An 18,644-nucleotide genomic window follows, 5' to 3' on the forward strand; every position below is an offset into this window, starting at 1 on the left:
TGCGATTACATATATATTATGCGGGAGGTAAAAATATGAAAAAAAAGACACTTGCGTCTCTCCTTGCTCTTACAATGGTAGCTGGTTCATTATCAGCTTGCGGTAAGACAACAACAGAGACACCTGCAGCTCCTCAGGCAACTGAAGAGGCTTCTACAGAAGCAGCTGCAGAGACAGAAACAACAGAAGAAGCAGAAACAGAATTGGTTTCAACTGCTGATCTTCCATCATCAGTTCAGGAACTGAACGGAAAAGAGTATGGTGAGAATGCTGATTACATTTCACTTTACGACAAGTATGGCAAGCAGATCTCAATTGCTGATGTAACAGAGGATGAGGAAACAGGTCTTGCTTACCTCAATGTAGACGGAAAGAGCTATGAGCTTGGTCTTGATTTCCTTTCAATGGCTATGGTCTATAACACATCTACAGAAGGAACAGACTTCGCTACAGAAGATGAAGTATATGCTGAGTGGTGGAAATATTACATCACACGTTGGAACTATATGCTTCCTGAGATTCCTCTTTATTCAAACGAATACTATGATGTTTATAATACTCAGATTAAGGGTGTAGAAGAGCATCCTACAAACCCATATTGGAATCCAGCGCTTGCTCTTATCGACTGGACATCAGAAAAAGAAGATAACTCAATTATCCTCGGTGACACAACTGATCTTTCAGGTAAGTTTAGATATGCTACATTCGGAGCAAGTAACCCTGGAGCATCAGACCATGATATCTACAGACTTACAAACGGTCTTGATATTGTTGCTATGACAAAAGAGGGTGGCTACGAAGTAAATAAGACTGTTGTTGACAGCTTCGATGAAGTAGATAATGAGGATGGTTCAAAAACTTACACAGTTAAGATCAAGGACAACCTTAAATTCTCAGATGGATCTGCTGTAACAGCTAAGAACTATCTGTACTTCCCACTTGCATTTTCAACACCGGTTGCTGCAGAAGCTGCAGGTAAAGATCACGCAAGACTTCTTTATGAAGTAGGCTATAAAGGATTTGCTGCATACGACGGAACAAACGAAGGCACAGATGGCGCAACAAAGGTTATGGCAGGTATTCGTCTTTTAGATGATTACACATTCTCAGTAACAATTGATGCTCAGTATCTTCCATACTTCTATGCTAATACATACCTTGCAAGAGATTACTTTGCTCCTTCATACAAGGATCTCTGGTTTGGTGATTGTGATATAGCTGATGACGGCGAAGGTGTTTATATCACAGGCGACTTCTATGCAAAAGACGGTGATAGCTATGTAATGGCTAAGCACATTACTGAGTCAGCTAACAATACAGATACAACATATCCTTACACAGGCCCTTATGTTGTAAAGAGTTATGATGCAAGCGATAAGTCAGCTGTTCTTGAGAAAAATGAGTACTATGCAGGTAACTATGATGGAGCAGTTCCTTCTATCGACAAAGTAGTTTACAAGAAGGTAATCGCAGAGACTCAGCTTGAAGACTTTAAGTCAGGCGGTATTGATCTCCTTTCAGGTATCACAGGTGGTTCTGCAACTGATGAAGCTGTAGCACTTGCTGATGGTTCAAACGGAGCTTATGCTTATACACACTATTCAAGAGCAGGTTACGGTAAACTTGGATTCAGATGTGACTATGGCCCAGTTCAGTACACAGCAGTTCGTCAGGCTATTGCATACTGCATGGACAGAGCAACATTTGCTAAGGACTTCACAGGTGGTTACGGCGGAGTTGTTGACGGACCTTACTACACAGGATCTTGGATGTATAAGGCTGCTGTAGATCAGGGAATGCTTCTTAACACATATGATACTTCTGTAGATTCAGCTATCGAAGTTCTTGAGAACGATGGTTGGGTATACAATGCAGAAGGTGGCGAGTACACAGAAGGTGTTCGTTATAAGAAGATTTCAGGTGAGTATGCTACAGAGAATGACAAGAACTATCAGTCAGTTGACGGTGCATACAAGACAGTTGAAATCGATGGCGACTACTATATGCCTCTTGTACTTAACTGGTATGGTACTGTTGATAACGAGTTCTCAGATCTCCTTGTAACAGGTTTTGAGCAGAATGATAATATCGCAGCTGCAGGATTTGCTGTTCAGAAGACAACTGGTGACTTTGCACCAATGCTTGATGAGCTTGCTCAGCAGCAGATTTATGGTTACTACAGTGGTACACCTATGTACACATGCTTTAACTTTGCTACTGGATTCAACTCAGCGGTTTATGATTACTCACTTAATATGACTATTAATCCTACAATATATGACGATTATCAGGCATATTATATTAAGGATGAAGCAGATATTTATTGGAACTAATTTTCTACTAGAAGTTTCGGTAGGATTATGGTAATATAGGTAACTGACTGACAATCCACGGTTATGGGAATGGGCCCATGACCGTGGATTATTGTCGGTTTAAAGATGATTTTCGCAATATAGATTATTTGTTATTTTAATTTGAACATTCCTATCTGCAAAATGATTACAGATGGTTTATATAAAGAATATTTTTAGGAGGTTTTGGCTGTGGGAAAATATATTCTTAAAAGAATAGGCTACATGTTTATTGTTCTTGTAGTTATGTCAGTTTTACTATTCCTTATATATAATCTGGTGCCAAATAACAGAGCTTATACAGACGCTAAGGCTGATATGACAGCTCAGAAAACTCGTCTTCGTAATGCTTCCGAAGAAGAGAAGGACAAGATGTTTAATGATTTGTATTTGGAATACCAGCGTAGATATGGAACAGATACCGATAATATGGCGGTGAGATACCTTAGATGGGTTGGAATTATGCCTAATTACTATGGTACATATTCAGGACTTTTGCAGGGAGATTTCGGATATTCATATGAGTTCAAGGATGACGTTATCAATGTTGTTCAGGAACCTTTGAAAAATACTATATTTATAAATATCTTTGCAACCATTCTTGCGCTTGGAATAACAATTCCGCTTGGAATAGTTTGTGCTGTACATAAGGGAAGCAAAGGAGATCAGGCCATGCAGGTCATTACGATCATCGGATATTCACTTCCAACTTTCGTAACAGCAATCCTTTTTGTTTGGATATTCTGTTCACTTCTTGGAATATTCCCTCCTAGTGGAATGAAGACTCCCGGAAGTAACTATACAGGATGGAAATGGTTTGTAGACAGAATGTACTACATGGCACTTCCTCTTATAACAATGACATTCTGCTCACTTGGTTCTATGACTAGATATGTCAGAGCTTCAATGATCGATGCACTTTCACTTGACTGCATCAGAACAGCAAGAGCTAAGGGTGTAACGGAAAAGGCAGTTATTTATTCACATGCCTGGAGAAACGCTCTTATTCCAATCGTTACTCTTGTTGTTGGATGGTTCCTTGGTATTTTTGGCGGATCACTTATTTTCGAGAATACATTTGGTATCAACGGAATGGGTAAGCTTATGATTGTTTCACTCCGTACACAGGACTTTGATGTAGTTATTTTGATGCAGCTTTTCTATGTTGCTATTTCTCTTATAGGCAACCTGATAATTGATATTGTATACGGACTTGTTGACCCTAGAGTCAGAGTAAGCGCCTAAGGAGCAGTGAGATTATGAAGAAAAAGAATTTTTTTGGCCGATTAAGCGGCTGGGTACGCAGAGTATTTTTTGGAGGAAGCAGAGACCTTGCCGACTCCATTGATGTAGAAGAAGTAGTAAGCCCTGTAGGACAGATTGTAAGAAACTTCCTTGAGAGAAGACTTGCAGTTGGAGCTTTGATAGTAGTTATTTTAATGTTCCTGTTGGTTTTCTTTGGACCACTTTTTATGCCTAACTACTATGACTCATATACAGAAGTTACTCAGAAAAACGTAGCTCCTACAATGAGCATGATGAAAGTTCCTTCAGGACTTAAAAATGATATAAAGATGATAGACAGCTATGGTAGTTTCTCAGTTGGTCTTTCTAATTCAGGAGACGTATATGTTTGGGGAGCAACTCAGATTGGAACAACCGGTATTGATATCAGTGAGATACCTGATGCTGTTAAGAATGATACAATAGCTTATGTTGCAGCAGGTATTGACCATATTATTGCAATCAGTGAATCCGGTAAGGTTTATGGATGGGGATCCAATAAGCACGGTCAGTACATCACAACTGATAAAGAAGTCCTTGAGCAGCTTGAGGAAGCTGAAGAGTCAGTTAGTGAAGAAGAACAGGCTATTCTCGAAGAGGCTGGTGCTTCAGCTTCTGTAGAGGGTGAAGATACTGAAGCTACAGATGCTGAAGAAGAGACTACAGAGGAAACTGAGGTTGCAGCAGCTACATCTGTTGCAGCCGGTGAGAACATCATTCCAATGCCTGATGAGCTTGTTAATGGAACTATTGATGTAGCTAATATTAAAAAGCTTGTATGCGGATATCAGTGTACAGCAATTCTTATGAACGATGGTAAGCTCTATATCTGGGGTAATGCCAATGCATATCAGAATATCAGCAGCTTTGTTGATAAAGATGATCTGAAAGATATCGATTTCACACTTAACTATGTAGTTGGTCTTACTGATGCAGGAACATCAATCTACACAGGAAAGCGTGGCCTGTATGACCAGTATCGTGCAAATATAAATGAATCAGCTAAGTCTTCAAAGAAGTTCCTTGGAAAGAGAAAGATTGTTTCAATCTATGCAACTAATAATCATCTTTGCGGAATGCTCAGTGATGGAAGCCTTTTCTTCACAGGTAACTTCCCTAATGATTCAGTTGCTATGCCAGAGCTTCATGAAGACGAGACAATAGTTCAGCTTGAGGCAGGAACATACCACTATACAGCTCTTACATCAGAGGGAAGAGTGCTCTCATGGGGTGGCTCAACACTTCATCAGACAGATGTACCAAGTGGACTTGATGGCAAGGTAGCAAAAGTATTTGCTGGTGCTTTCCAGAGCTATGCAGTTAATGACAGCGGCAAGCTTATTGATAAGTGGGGACTTAAGGGATACATCTTTGGAACAGACGGAAATGGTGCAGATATCTTCCAGCGTATCATCGCAGGTGGAAAGATGACCATGACTATCGGTGCTGTAGCAGTTATTATTTCAACTATAATTGGTATCGTGGTTGGATGCCTTTCAGGATACTTTGGTGGAACAGTGGATATCATTCTCATGCGTGTAGCTGAGATCTTTGCAGCTATCCCATTCCTTCCATTTGCGCTTATTCTTTCAGCTATTATGGCGCAGATGGATATCTCAGAGAATAAAAAGATATTCATTCTTATGTGTATCCTTGGTGTTCTTACATGGACAGGACTTGCACGAATGGTTAGAGGACAGGTTCTTGTTGCACGTGAGAATGAATACGTTACTGCAGCTAAGGCTATGGGTGTTAAAGAGGGAAGAATTGCTTTCAGACACATCCTTCCAAACATTGTTTCAATCATCTTTGTTACACTTACACTTGATTTTGCAACATGTATGCTTACTGAGTCATCACTTAGTTATCTTGGATTTGGTGTTACATATCCAAGGCCAACATGGGGTAATATGCTTAGTGGCTCAAACAATTCAACGATTATCAAGAATTACTGGTGGCAGTGGGTATTTACATCAATCTTCCTTGCAGTTACCTGTATCTGTATCAATATTGTAGGTGACACATTAAGAGATGTAATGGATCCAAAATCTGACCGTGACAAGTAAGGGAGTGTAAAAGATGGCTTTATTAGAATTAAAAGATTTACATACCTTTTTTAGAACAAAAAAAGGAATAGTTAAGGCTGTCAACGGTGTTTCTTATTCGGTTGATGAAGGAAAGACCATTGGCGTAGTAGGAGAGTCCGGTTCCGGAAAGAGCGTATCAGCAATGAGTATTTTGCAGCTTCTTGATGGTAACGGATATATAGATAGCGGTGAGATTATGTTCGATGGAAGAGATCTCACAAAGCTTTCAGAAAAAGAAATGTACAAGGTTCGTGGTAATGATATTTCTGTTATTTTCCAGGAACCAATGACAAGCTTAAATCCTGTCTTCACTATTGAAAGACAGGTAAGTGAGCCTTTCATTATCCACCAGGGTATGAATAAAAAAGAAGCAGCTGCAAAGGTTGTAGAGATGCTTGCAGATGTTAAGATTCCTAATCCTCACATCGTAGCAAAGCAGTATCCACACCAGCTTTCAGGTGGTATGAGACAGAGAGTCATGATCGCTATGGCGCTTGCCTGCAAGCCAAAGCTTCTTATTGCTGATGAACCTACAACAGCTCTTGATGTTACAATTCAGGCTCAGATCCTTAAGCTTATGAATGATCTTAAGAGTGAGTATAATACATCAATTATCTTCATTACACACGATCTTGGTGTAATTAGACAGATTGCTGATACGGTTGCAGTTATGTACTGCGGACAGGTTGTTGAGCTTACAGATGCAGAGACAATTTTCCACGTATCAGAGTTCTCGCATCCATATACTGAAGGACTTATGATATCAATTCCAAGACTTGATACTCCTTCTAACCAGAAGCTTGATGCTATACCGGGCGCAGTACCTCATCCACTTAAGCTTCCTAAGGGATGTAAGTTCGCTCCTCGTTGTAAATATGCAACAGAGAAGTGCTTAAATGAAGAACCACCACTTATCAAGGTTCGTGAGGGCCAGCAGGTAAGATGTTTCTATGCTAGAAAGGAGGATCGTCATGCCACAAAATGATAAAGTCCTCTTAAAGATTACAAACTTAAAACAGTATTTCCCTGTAGCTAAAAAGGGAATGTATGTAAAAGCCAATGATGGTATTACACTGGATATTTATGAAGGTGAGACTTTAGGTCTTGTTGGAGAGTCAGGCTGCGGTAAGTCAACTTTCGGCCGCACGCTTCTTCAGCTATACCGTCAGACTGGTGGTAAGACAATGTACTATGGAGCTTCTCTTGATGAACTTGCTCCTAAGTATGTTAAAAAGACTGTTACTAACCTTACAAAGCTTAAGAAGAAGATGGAAGAGCATCAGGCTGAGTATGAAAAAGCTCAGAAAGAGTATGATGCTGCTCCTGATGATAAGAAACTCCATCTTCACACAGATCTCACAGCTAAAAAGAAGACTGCTAAGGACTCGTATCTCAACATCGTTAATCTTATCGGTGGTTTCATTGTTGCTGATGACCTTGCTCCTGTTGAGAAGATATATACAGAGAGATATACAGCATGTGAGAAACTCAATAAGGATATTGAGAAGCATAAAAGTGCCAAGCTTGATGCAGATGAGCTTGAGTATGTAGTTAATAAAAAGGCTGATAAGGCTACAGATAAAGAGAAGAATAAGCTTGCTTCTCTTAAGGCAAAGGCAGATCTTATTAAAAATACTATTGATGCTGATAAAGCGGCAATAGCAGCAATTGATGAGAGAATAGAGGCTCTTCGCGCAAACTATAGAAGTAATCCTGATTTTGCAAAGCATGAAGAGAATCGTGATGAAGGTATTGATCTTGCAAGACTTTCATACAACGAAGTTCGCCTTATCAGAAATCAGCTCCAGTACATTTTCCAGGATCCATATTCATCACTTAATCCCAGAATGACTGTTGCATCACTTATCGGTGAGGGACTTATGGCTCATAAGTTCTGCAAAGGCAACAATGAGCGTATGCAGGATGAAGTAATCAAGATCATGGAAGACTGCGGACTTGCAGGATACTTCGTACACAGATTTGCACACCAGTTCTCAGGTGGACAGAGACAGCGTATCGGTATTGCACGAAGCCTTGCTGTTAATCCTAAATTTGTAGTATGTGATGAAGCGGTGTCAGCTCTTGACGTTTCAATTCAGTCACAGATTCTTAACCTGTTACAGGAACTTAAAGAGAAAAAGAACCTTACTTATCTTTTTATTACACATGACCTTTCTGTTGTAAAATATATCTCAGACAGAATCGGTGTTATGTATTTAGGAAACCTTGTTGAGCTTGCTACATCTGATGACATTTTTGCTGCACCTGCTCATCCTTATACAAAAGCTCTTCTTGAGTCAATACCTACGACAGATAGCAAAAAGGATCTGGTAGTTCTCGAAGGAGATATACCTAGCCCTGTTAACCCTCCTAAGGGATGTAAGTTCCATACAAGATGTAAGTATTGTACAGAGATATGCGAGCATGTTGTTCCTGAGTGGGAAGAGATATCTCCAAATCACTTTGTAGCATGCCATCATAAGCTTGTGTAATTTTGAAAGGTTACTTTGAATGGGATGGAATAGAAAAGTTGACAGAATATTTAAGGCAAGAGAAGAAAATAAAAAAAGTGAAGAGACGCCTGATATTTATGCAGATGAATATTATGATCCGAGAGAGGACAGGATTCCCTATGAAGTAGGAGATAACCTGGAAAAAGGAGATCTCTTTGCTATGTTATTGTCAGCATGGATTGTTATTATGCCGATAGCTGTGGGGATACTTCTTCTGATAGTATTACTGGCATGGCTCCTTCTTGGACTCTAAAATAATAAACTTTTCATTAAATAGGCACAGAAGTGTTAACTTTTGTGCCTATTTTACGATATAATAATAGAAAAGCAGATGGGAACTGCTTTTGAATTATTATACTATTTTGGAAAGGAGGAAAAATGTGTATGACAGCTACATGTGATGCCAGAATGGAGGTTATTGACTGCATTAGAAGGGATTGTGAAAACGAATATTATCCAGATCCTGAAAAAGTTGCCCATATTACCGGTTTACCTTTGGGGGTTGTGTTTGATCTTTTAATCGAACTAAAAAACCAGGGTTGTCTTGGAAAGAGATAATCTTCACCAATTTAATGGAGAATACCATGGAAGAACAGCAAATTTAAAGGTCCTGTGCAATTAAAGCATAGGACCTTTAATATTTCATAAATATCAAAGCATTTCTACAGGCTCATGTGTGAAGTTGGCCTTTCCATCTTCGTAAAGAGCTTTCACAAAATCTATAGCTCTCTGACCTGACTCCTCTATAGGAACATTTTGACTATATATATATTTTAAGTTATCACCGGTTGTAAGTAAGAAGTCGATTTCTGTTCCGCTTATCTGGCCATCACCAAAATCCAATGGCTTAACTTCGACGGAGCTTACTTCTCTTATGATTCCTGAACTAAAAAGAACTCTCATTAAGAAAACCTCCTTTAATTAAGTGATATTATAGTCTATATTCTATCACTAAAATGATGTAATTGCGATAGTCTTTGGCTATTTTGGCTATTTGTGCTATACTAAAACATGTGTTACAAAAATTGTAATATATTCTTGAAAGGATGATGACAGAGCCTTTTTGGCGGTTAATATACAAATGAATACTATTAAAAAATTATTTATGTCAGTTGCATTAACAGCAACATCATTTTCACTTCTTACAGGCTGTTCTTCAGCTGATAAAACTGCTATCCAGGATACTGCTGATAAATTTCTTTCCATAGTTAAAAGCGGTACAAATGAAGATATTGAGAAGTACGCGAGCGCCGAGGTTTCTGAAGGCGAATTTGTTAAGACATTTGATAGCGAATACCTTAAACAGAACTTTATGGATGGGTTTGTGAGCAGCGAGATAGATGATGCTACAATGGAGCGAGTTGAATCGTTCTGCTCACTTTTTTCAGATATGATTACTGATTACAAGATTTCAGAGGTTTCTGTTGATAAAAATGGTGTGGGAACTGTTATAGCAATGATTGATACTGCTTTTCCAATTGATGTAATAGACAATTCGGAAGCTCTTGATCTAATAGAGGAGCAGGCACAGTCTTACTATGCTGAAAATGAAGAGCAGATAGTTGCAATGTACGAGGAAAAGACGGAAGAAGAGGTTGAGGCATATATTTACAATGATATGATCATTAAGATCATTGATATATATGAGACACTTATTAAAGATGCTTCCCCTGAAACCTATGCAATCACACTTAAATTAGAGAAAAACTCTGAGACAGACAGCTATTATGTGACAGGTGTTACATCTTACGATGAAGCATCAGAATCTACTACACAAGCTGCCACAGAGACAGCAACAACTGTAGAGACTTCACCATCAGATAGCAGCTCTTCTGAAGAATCAGATGCTTCTTCCAGCTCAGTATCAGAATAAAGCACAAGAAAAGGCTACGCATTTTGTATGCGTAGCCTTATATTTTTACTCTGATATTTAATCATCAGTCTGCATATCTTTAAGCTTATTAGCCTGCTGGAATATTTCGCCCAATATCTTCTTGAAACCTTCGAATTTTTCAACAGCCATATCAGATGAGCGAACTCCTTCGTTGGATAGAGAAGCAACTTCCTGACTTGTTGCTGACAGATTAGAGATACTGTCGTTAATTTCTGTAGTAGAAGATGCAATCTGTTTCATTCCTTCTCCGATCTCGGCGAATCTGTCGAGCATTTCTGTTACATTTTCATTGATACTGTTGAAGTTCTCTCCAACAGATTCAATCATTGCATTCTGTTCAGATACGGATGCAACTGTATCATCAATACTTGCCATGGCTTTCTGCACATCTTCGTTAAGCTCATTTATGATATTGGTAATCTTTGTAGAAGCTGTATTTGTTTCATCGGCAAGCTCTCGCACGTCGTTAGCAACTACTGCAAAGCCTTTTCCTGCTTCACCGGCTCTTGCAGCCTCTATGCTGGCATTAAGTGCAAGAAGGTTAGTCTGTTTGGAAATAGACATAATAGAACCGACAATCTTTTGTACTTCTTCAACCTTATTGATAACTGCCTGAGTAGCATCAACTGTAACCTGACTTTGCTTTGAAACATCTTCAGATTTGATCTTAAGATCTTCTATAACTTTTACGCCGCTTCTTACAGCTTCCTGAGTACTTTCTGAAGCTACAGTCATATCTTTTCTGTGCTGCTCTGTAGTATTTGTTTCTTCCTGTATTTCCTGAACTCGTTCAGCTTGCCTTGTTACAGCCTGAGCAGTACTTTCCATGCTTGATGCAATGTCTTTCATGCCTTCATGCTGTGTTTCGATTATATTCTGCAGAGATGCCATATCTTCCTGAGAAGAATTAAATAGGTCAGTAATAGTATTGGCAATTTCTGCCATTGCATTTCCTGTCTTGAGCGACTTTTCAGCATTCTTTGTTATCTTTTCATTGTTTTCATCATTAAATTTAGTTAAAAGAGTTACCGTAGCAATACAAGCTATGAAAGCCAAAGCCAGAGTAATAAACGCCGGTACATGGACCATATCCAAAGTGCCTTTTGTCACAAAGGCTTTGATACACGTGATTAAGAACGAAAGAGATATAGCAGAGATTCCTGCTTTACAAAGCCTTACATTTAAGTAAACAATGCTGCTAAAAAGTATCGGCAGACCAAACGCAAAATATGAAATGCTGTCTTCAGCGATGAGCAGAACAAAGTAGTAGAGTGTTGAACCACCCATTATGAGAATACAGCCAAGCTTTTGCGTTGCAAACTTAAACTCACCAATACAGATCATTGCGCCACCAATTATGACATTGGCAAAAATTGCAATTTTACCTACTGTTAATCCTGTAGAAAATGTGTTGATTATCGTTAGTATAAGTCCACTTAATAGTATAACTACACAAACAGAAAAAGAAGTACTGTTAGCATGGCGAAATTGTTCTGGGCTCATATGTTATTTTCCTTTCTTAACTACATTGTGTTTTATGAAAATCATAATAATTTTACCACAGCAGGTTAGAATATAAACTATTTAGCGTATTAAAAACTTATTAAAAAAAGATAAAAAGCGAATGCTATAAAGTGATTTTTTATAGATATTTATACTTATTTAAGAATATATATAAACAATATATTGTAAAATATAGTTAGCGTCCAGTATACACTTGAAAACATTGGCGCGAAAAAATGTATGATTCAGAAGAGGTGTGTCTATGAAAAAAATGAGCCTGAAAGTTAAAATGTTACTTTGTATTTTGCCTATCATGGCAATCGCCATGATCATCTTGACTTATGTGGCTACCAAGGAACTGTCTGTCAATCTTCAGACAGCGAATACTGAAGCCATGAACAATAATGTTGAGGCAAATGCAAATAGTCTTGATGGAAAACTGGAGATCATAAGAACTACAGCTGTAAATATTGCAGAAATGGTTTCTACATCTTATCAGTTTGTTCAGATGGATAACTATAAGGGAACATTATCTAAAATTATTAATGATAATGATTCTATCCTTGGTGCAGGATTGTGGTTTGAGCCAAATACATTTGATCCGGCTGAAAAATATATCGGCCCATATTGGTACAGAGATGGAAGTACAATAGTTGAAACCTGGGATTATAGTAATGCAGAGTATGATTATTTTAATCAGGATTATTATTTGAATGCAAAAGCTCTTTCACAGGGACAGGCCGTTATAACAGATCCATATTATGATCCTACAAGCGGAAAGATCATGTCCAGTTGTTCTGCTCCAATATATGATGGAAATAAATATATTGGATGTGTAACTGTTGATATGGAGCTTACAGATATTTCGGAGCTTGTATCAAATATCAAAGTAGGTTCAACAGGAAGTGCTATACTTCTTTCTTCTGATGGTACTTATATATATACGGACGACAACCAAAAGGTAATGGATGGCGTAAAGATGCAGGAGGACCCTGATGCAAATATAGCAGCAGCAGGTCAGATGATCCTTTCAAATTCAGGCGAAGAGCCACATATGGGAGTTATGAGAGTTGGTGGAAAAACAATCCTCTTAACCTATATGGATATTCCTAATGTCAACTGGAAGATGATCATCAGAATGGATCTTGAAGAAATTGAAGCACCATCAAAAAGTGCTACAAGAGTTCTTACAGTAATCATGATCATTGCTCTTATTGTAAGTGCTGTCATTATAACAATCTTTGTTATGAGTATTGCTAAGAGTATCAACAGCGTTAAACAGTTTGCGAACATTCTTGCAAGTGGAGACTTTACAGTTGATAAAATCGTATCTAACAGAGGCGATGAACTTGGTCAGATGAGTGATTCCCTTAACGATATGTTTGAGAATAACAAGGACGTTATTTCTAGAATTTCAGATGGATCAGTACAGGTGAGCGAGACATCAACAGGCCTCGCAAATATGGCTAACGAGCTCTCCGGCCAGTTTAATGATATCCAGACCAATATGTCAGGTGTTAACGATGCAATGATGTCTTCAGGAGCTGCTACAGAGCAGGTTAATGCATCAGTTGAAGAAGTAAATGCATCGGTTCAGCAGCTTGCATCTGAGACTGAAAAGACAAGCGAAGATGCAGTTGATATCAAGAAGAAAGCAAGAGAGATCGAGCAGCAAAGTAAGGCTGCATATGATAACGCAATACACATTGCAGAACAGCGTGAGGCTGACCTTACTGATGCCAATGAAAAAGCTAAAGTTGTTGATGAAATCGGAACTCTTGCAGATACGATTGCTGAAATCGCTGATCAGATCAATCTTCTTTCACTTAATGCCAGCATTGAGGCTGCAAGAGCAGGCGATGCAGGTAAAGGATTTGCAGTTGTTGCTTCAGAAATCAACAAGCTTGCAAGCAGCACTTCAGAGGCAGTAGAACAGATCAGAGAGACAATAGACGGTGTACAGGAAGCATTCGGAACACTTTCAAGCTCATCCGGAGAGCTCCTTGGATTTATCAAAGAAACAGTTGCACCTGACTATGATAAATTTGTTAATATGGCAAAACAGTACGGCGATGATGCAGGAGCATTTGGCGATTCTTCAGAAAAGATTGCAGGAATGGTTGAGAATATCAGAGCAGCTATGGAAGAAGTATCAAAAGCTATTCAAAACATCGCAGAGTCTACACAGGATACAGCTGATCTGTCAAGTAAAGTGAATGACTCTGTCATGGCTGCAGCTGATGTAGTATCCAATGTAAATGATATGTCCAACAAGCAGGAAGAGATTGCGGATACTCTCGGAGAGATTGTTGGTAAGTTCAAACTTAAATAAATTTTTCCCCCCAAAAAAAGAACTCCCGGATTTGGGAGTTCTTTTTTGCTTTTCATCAGAGAATGTCGCGTCTTTTTATATATTGTGGCTGAAGCGCTGTCCCTATGATGTTCTTGGCATTTACGATTTTTGCCCATTTATCTACAACGGCGTTTTCAATGTGAATGTTTTCTGAAATTTCAGAATAAGCCATAATTATTGAATTTTTGATAGTGGCACCCTTCCCTATCACAGCACCACGGCCAATTATGGAATTTTCAACTGTTCCTTCAATAAGGCAGCCATTGCTGATAAAAGAATTAGAGACTTTAGCTGTCTCAAAATACTGAGTAGGACAGGAGTCTGTAGTTCTGGTATATATTGGCCAGTCTGCCTTAAAAAGGTCGCTTGCTATACTGTAATCAAGAAGTTCCATTGATGCGTGGTAATAATCATCAAGACTTGTAAGGCTGGCGAAGTAACCTTTGTGCTGGTAGGCTCTGACATCCATCTGCTTGCAGTAGAGATTAATTATATCGGGTAAAGTGTAAATTGAAGACATCCAGCTTGCATCCTGAACAAGTTCTATAAATGTCTCCTTTCTCATGCAGTAGGTATCCATGAGGATATTTTTGTTATTGGCTGTGCCCAGGTTTTTTTCAATGGCCTGCACACCCTTTTGCTTGTTTAGAACTACTGTATGACAGCCTTTGAAGTAATCTCTTGCGTTTTCTACTTTATGGTAGAGGATAGTGACCTCAGCGCCTGATGCTATGTGACTCTCAAGAAGCTGACGATAGTCCTGCTTGTAAACCATATAGCTGGGAGCCACAATAACGTATTCTTCGTGCATACGCTGGATATAATCAAGGTTGGCCTTATAGGCAGAAATATCATTATTATAAATTGAACGTGAAGAGGTGTTTTCTGAAAAAAGAAGTTGAATTTTACCTCTCTTACTGTTGATGTTGTAATGTCTTCCGGAGCCAATGTGCTCGCAGAGGGATCTTGGTTTTGACTGTAGGTAAACCTGAATCCTGTTGATGTCCGAATTGCTCATGTTGGAAATAGGAAAATCAACAACCCTGAATCTTCCAAGGAACGAGAATGATCCAATAGGACGGTAGTCCTGAAGACCATCAACATATATTGTGTTGTCTGCGGAGGATACAATTCCAAATGCTTTAGCCATTATTTGTTACCTCCTTTTACATTCTTTGCAACTAGTGTTATGTTTTCGCTGGCCTTTGTACCGACCTTTGCTTTTTTGCCAATCTTAACATTTTCGGCAACAAGTGCCCTTGTAACAATGGCCCCCTCTTCAACAATTGCCCCAGGCATCAGTACACTGTCTATTACTTTGGCACCTTTTTTTACGACAGCATTTGTGAAAAGAACTGAATTGGAAACAGAACCTTCAACCTGAACACCTTGAGTTATGTAAGCTTTTTTTACTTTTGCTTCTTTGCCGATGTATTGAGGAAGAGTGGAGACATCTTCAGTATAGATGAGCCATGAAGAATCATTGAGATTGAGCTCGTTTTTAGGATCAAGAAGATCCATGTTTGCTTCCCAAAGAGAATCAATAGTTCCAACATCTTTCCAATAGCCGCTGAATTCATAAGCGAAAAGACCTCTGTGCTCGCCAAGCATCTTTGGAATAATATCTTTTCCAAAGTCATGGTCAGAATCTGGATTTTTCATATCATCTACAAGCATCTTTCTAAGAAGCTTCCAACTGAATATATAGATTCCCATGGAAGCAAGGTTGCTTTTTGGTTTTGCAGGTTTTTCTTCAAATTCGATGATGCGTCCATTGCCATCTGTATTCATGATACCAAAGCGGCTTGCTTCTTTCATGGGAACGCCGCGCACAGCAATAGTGGCATCTGCATTCATTTCTTTGTGATAAGCAAGCATCTTTGCATAATTCATTTTATAAATGTGATCACCGGATAGGATAAGAAGATACTCCGGATTGTAAGCATCGATAAAATCGATGTTCTGAGAGATAGCATCAGCTGTGCCTCTGTAGACGTCAAGACCTTCATCAGCCTTTTCGCGAGGTGTTAAAACATAAACGCCGCTATCTTTGGAGTCAAGCCCCCATCGTCCATCCTGCGCAACATAACTGTTTAGCAGTACAGATTCATATTGCGTTAAAACGCCAACAACGTCAATGCCACTATTGGCGCAGTTGCTGAGTGGAAAGTCAATGATGCGGTATTTTCCGCCATAGTAGACTGCCGGTTTTGCTACTTTGGTAGTCAGATCTTTTAATCTACTTCCGCGACCACCGGCAAGAATCATAGCCAGCATTTCATTCTGACTCATATTAAATCCCCCTATTCTCTAGATTTATAGAATTGCCCTCATAATTATGATATAATACAGTGCGAAAAAAAGATAGACAAAAATATACACAAGGTGAGGATTTATAGGTGCTTTCAGTTATTATTCCGGCTTACAACGAAGAAGAAATTATCCCTAAGGCAGTTAGTACTATTGATGGGATATTGAATGATGCAAATATAGCGCATGAACTTTTGTTTATAAATGATGGTTCTAAGGATAGAACCTGGGAGATTATCGAGGAGGCTGCTTCTCAAAATAAGAATGTTAAGGGAGTATGTTTTTCAAGAAACTTTGGAAAAGAGTCGGCTGTTTTTGCCGGATTATCACAGGCTACAGGCGATTGTTGCGTGGTTATAGACTGTGATCTTCAGCATCCACCGGAAAAGATTGTTGAAATGTACAGACTTTGGGAACAGGGCTATGAAATAGTAGAGGGCGTAAAAACAAGTCGTGGCACAGAAAGTGCACTTCATAAATTTGCAGCTAAGAGTTTTTATGCGATCATGAGTGATGCAGTTGGATTTGATATGTCCAGAGCATCTGATTTTAAGCTTCTTGACAGAAAGGCCATCAATGTTCTTCTTAATATGAGAGAAAAAAATGCTTTCTTTAGAGCTCTTTCATCATGGATAGGCTTTAAGAGCACAGAAGTAGAGTATGACGTAAGAGAAAGAGAGGCCGGTACTTCCAAATGGAGTACAAGGTCACTTATTAAATATGCTGTTACTAATATTTCTTCTTTCACCTCTGCACCTATGCAGATAGTGACAATACTTGGATTTTTGGTTTTCTTTGTGGGATTGACATTTAGTATAGAAGCACTTGTTCAATACTTTTTGGGAAGTGCAAGGGCTGGATTTACTACTGTTATTATCCTTCAATGTTTTACATCATCTGTTATCATGATGGGACTTGGTGTGATAGGTTTCTATATTTCCAAGATATATGATGAAGTTAAGGGAAGGCCTAAGTTCATTATTGATAGAACCACATACGAAAAAGAGGTCTAATTAACGTAATTTTATAAAAATATAATTGGTATATTCCAAATGATAAGGTACAATAATACTGAGTGGAAGTTTGTTATGCGCACGTGAAAGGAGCGGATAATGCTTGCTACATTAATTCCTTTATTTGACGATAAAATGTCGGTTTGTGCCTATTCGGTTTTCGCAAGGAAAGAGAACCATTTTCTTAATCCCGGCTTTGAGGGAGGAGCCAGATATGACGGTGCTGGCACCATTCATGAGCTTGAAGTTGTAAGCAACATGGGGGTTGCTACACTTTCAGGTGGAAAGGAAGTCTTTGTCCCCGTCAATCAGTTTTCTATTTTCTCTGAGATTTCTCTTCAGTGTACTGTGCCGGCTGGAAAGGTAGTTCTTTTGATGGATAATACAATCTTACCGGAGGAACAGTTTATCAGAAGGGTAAAAGAACTCAAGGGGCAGGGGTATAAACTCGCTATGCGAAAGCTCCAAATTACGGACTTTGAACCTTACAGAGAGATTTTAAGTAAGTGCGATTACATTCTGCTTAACCATGCCAAGATACATATAGATAAAGCCAGGCTTTATTTTAATTCGGTCTATCCCCAAATAAAGCTGTGTGCAGTTAATGTTGATACCCAGGAAGAATATGATGAGCTTACCAAAGACGGAGGCTATGATCTTTATGAAGGCGGATTCTTTAGAATGCCTGTAAAGGATTCTGAGACAGAAGTTAGTCCTTTGAAGGTGAATTATATCGAGCTTTTAAATGTGGTAAATAATCCGGACTTTGACCTTACAGAGGCTGCGGATGTAATTGGAAAGGATCCGGCGCTTGTTATTTCTCTTTTGGAAATAGTAAACAGGATGGCCCTTAATTCGGAAATTAAATCCATTAGACATGCAGCTGCCATGATGGGCCAAAAAGAATTGAAACGATGGATAAATACAGCTGTTACTAAAGAACTCTGTTCTGATAAGCCTTCTGAGATTACGAGACTTGTTATGATAAGAGCTAAATTTGCAGAGAACCTCGCAGAAAGCTTCGAACTTGCGATGATGGCGCCTGAACTGTTTATTATGGGGCTTTTTTCGGCGCTTGATATAATGCTTGAAAAACCTATGCGGGAAGCTCTTGATATGGTTGTTGTACCCAAGAATGTAAAAGCAGCTCTTTTGGAGGGGGAGGGTGATTACGCAAAGGTTTTGAATTTTATTCGATCCTATGAGGACGCTGATTGGACGGAAGTTTCAAGGATAATGGTTCTTGAAAATATGGATATGGATAAAGTTTATGAGGCATATCTTGGCGCTTTGCGCTGGTATAGGGATCTCATTCCGGCAAATTAAAAAAGAATAA

The 18,644-nt window shown here is 38.9% G+C and carries 15 protein-coding genes; 11 read left to right on the forward strand and 4 right to left on the reverse strand.

Translation table 11 applies throughout. The features are described 5' to 3' along the window. Positions 1–35 precede the first annotated feature (35 nt). The 7 genes from BM146_RS05820 (at position 36) to BM146_RS19380 (ending at position 8,793) form a co-directional block, all read left to right on the forward strand. Positions 36–2,333 (forward strand): ABC transporter substrate-binding protein, encoded by a 2,298-nt coding sequence (locus BM146_RS05820; protein ID WP_074885741.1) that lies wholly within the window; start codon positions 36–38, stop codon positions 2,331–2,333. A 210-nt stretch (positions 2,334–2,543) separates the two neighbouring features. Continuing rightward, the gene (locus BM146_RS05825; RefSeq protein WP_022774210.1) at positions 2,544–3,596 is read left to right on the forward strand and encodes an ABC transporter permease; all 1,053 of its coding nucleotides are present in this window, start codon (positions 2,544–2,546) and stop codon (positions 3,594–3,596) included. Between the two features lie 14 nt (positions 3,597–3,610). Further along, entirely contained in the window at positions 3,611–5,701 is a 2,091-nt protein-coding gene (locus BM146_RS05830; RefSeq protein WP_074885744.1) for an ABC transporter permease subunit, read from the forward strand. 13 nt (positions 5,702–5,714) lie between these two features. Beyond that, positions 5,715–6,707 carry an ABC transporter ATP-binding protein gene (locus BM146_RS05835; protein WP_074885747.1) on the forward strand — a complete coding sequence of 331 codons (993 nt, stop codon included), beginning with the start codon at positions 5,715–5,717 and terminating at the stop codon, positions 6,705–6,707. Continuing rightward, positions 6,694–8,214: an oligopeptide/dipeptide ABC transporter ATP-binding protein gene (locus BM146_RS20165; protein WP_074885750.1), complete on the forward strand. Its 1,521-nt coding sequence runs from the start codon at positions 6,694–6,696 to the stop codon at positions 8,212–8,214. The genes BM146_RS05835 and BM146_RS20165 overlap by 14 nt, the downstream gene beginning before the upstream one ends. A gap of 19 nt (positions 8,215–8,233) precedes the next feature. Next, a complete protein-coding gene (locus BM146_RS05845; protein ID WP_074885754.1) occupies positions 8,234–8,488 on the forward strand; it encodes a hypothetical protein in 255 nt (84 codons plus the stop codon). A 131-nt stretch (positions 8,489–8,619) separates the two neighbouring features. Beyond that, entirely contained in the window at positions 8,620–8,793 is a 174-nt protein-coding gene (locus tag BM146_RS19380; RefSeq protein WP_177201600.1) for a hypothetical protein, read from the forward strand. Positions 8,794–8,886: 93 nt separating this feature from the next. On the opposite strand, the gene BM146_RS05850 is transcribed toward BM146_RS19380, so the two are convergent. Next, positions 8,887–9,138 (reverse strand): hypothetical protein, encoded by a 252-nt coding sequence (locus tag BM146_RS05850; protein ID WP_074885757.1) that lies wholly within the window; start codon positions 9,136–9,138, stop codon positions 8,887–8,889. 178 nt (positions 9,139–9,316) lie between these two features. Between BM146_RS05850 and BM146_RS05855 the strand changes: the two genes are divergently transcribed. Next, positions 9,317–10,108: a hypothetical protein gene (locus BM146_RS05855; RefSeq protein ID WP_074885760.1), complete on the forward strand. Its 792-nt coding sequence runs from the start codon at positions 9,317–9,319 to the stop codon at positions 10,106–10,108. Positions 10,109–10,165: 57 nt separating this feature from the next. Here BM146_RS05855 and BM146_RS05860 read toward each other — a convergent pair whose 3' ends face one another. Then, positions 10,166–11,632 carry a methyl-accepting chemotaxis protein gene (locus BM146_RS05860; protein WP_074885763.1) on the reverse strand — a complete coding sequence of 489 codons (1,467 nt, stop codon included), beginning with the start codon at positions 11,630–11,632 and terminating at the stop codon, positions 10,166–10,168. A gap of 262 nt (positions 11,633–11,894) precedes the next feature. On the opposite strand from BM146_RS05860, the gene BM146_RS05865 reads away from it, so the two are divergent. Then, on the forward strand, positions 11,895–13,964 hold the full coding sequence (locus tag BM146_RS05865; protein WP_074885766.1) for a methyl-accepting chemotaxis protein: 2,070 nt from the start codon (positions 11,895–11,897) through the stop codon (positions 13,962–13,964). A 55-nt stretch (positions 13,965–14,019) separates the two neighbouring features. Here BM146_RS05865 and glgD read toward each other — a convergent pair whose 3' ends face one another. Beyond that, the gene (gene glgD, locus BM146_RS05870; RefSeq protein WP_074885770.1) at positions 14,020–15,135 is read right to left on the reverse strand and encodes a glucose-1-phosphate adenylyltransferase subunit GlgD; all 1,116 of its coding nucleotides are present in this window, start codon (positions 15,133–15,135) and stop codon (positions 14,020–14,022) included. After that, complete coding sequence (locus BM146_RS05875) at positions 15,135–16,277, reverse strand: glucose-1-phosphate adenylyltransferase (protein ID WP_074885773.1); 1,143 nt, start codon at positions 16,275–16,277, stop codon at positions 15,135–15,137. The genes glgD and BM146_RS05875 overlap by 1 nt, the downstream gene beginning before the upstream one ends. Before the next feature lie 107 nt (positions 16,278–16,384). Between BM146_RS05875 and BM146_RS05880 the strand changes: the two genes are divergently transcribed. Both BM146_RS05880 and BM146_RS05885 read left to right on the forward strand, forming a co-directional pair. Next, a complete protein-coding gene (locus BM146_RS05880; RefSeq protein ID WP_074885776.1) occupies positions 16,385–17,308 on the forward strand; it encodes a glycosyltransferase family 2 protein in 924 nt (307 codons plus the stop codon). Positions 17,309–17,407: 99 nt separating this feature from the next. Continuing rightward, a complete protein-coding gene (locus BM146_RS05885; protein ID WP_074885780.1) occupies positions 17,408–18,634 on the forward strand; it encodes an EAL and HDOD domain-containing protein in 1,227 nt (408 codons plus the stop codon). The last annotated feature ends 10 nt before the right edge of the window (positions 18,635–18,644 follow it).

The sequence above is a fragment of the Butyrivibrio proteoclasticus genome (assembly GCF_900115735.1).
Classification (GTDB): Bacteria; Bacillota; Clostridia; order Lachnospirales; family Lachnospiraceae; genus Butyrivibrio; species Butyrivibrio proteoclasticus_B.